The sequence below is a fragment of the Pseudomonas sp. SID14000 genome, assembly GCF_002165135.1.
GTDB lineage: Bacteria > Pseudomonadota > Gammaproteobacteria > Pseudomonadales > Pseudomonadaceae > Aquipseudomonas.
In genome coordinates this window covers 1-354 of the sequence record NZ_NFZQ01000188.1, presented here as the reverse complement: position 1 = coordinate 354, position 354 = coordinate 1, and the positions used below count along the sequence as shown (strand labels likewise).

Sequence of the window (354 nt, the reverse complement as noted above, 5' to 3'; positions counted from 1 at the left end):
AAGGCGGCGTCATCACCTACACCGTGACCCTGAGCAACCCAGCCCAGACCCCGGTGACCGTGACCCTGTCCAACGGCCAGACCATCACCGTCGAAGCCGGCAAGACCCAGGGCAGTGTTGATTTCGAAACGCCGACCAACGATGTCTACAACAACGGCTCGACCGTCAGCACCACGATTACCGGTGCTACTGGCGGTAACTTCGAGCAGTTGGTGCCGAACCCGACGCCAGCTCAGACCACCATCAACGACTCGGTGGATACCACCACCGCGACCCTGACCGCTTCGCCAAGCGTCACCGAAGGCGGCGTCATCACCTACACCGTGACCCTGAGCAACCCAGCCCAGACCCCGG

The 354-nt window shown here is 62.7% G+C and carries 1 protein-coding gene; it reads left to right on the top strand.

All coding sequences use genetic code 11. From position 1 onward, the window contains the following. Positions 1 to 354: immunoglobulin-like domain-containing protein (locus tag CAY82_RS26860; protein ID WP_170931151.1), on the top strand; the 354-nt coding region annotated here is incomplete at both ends.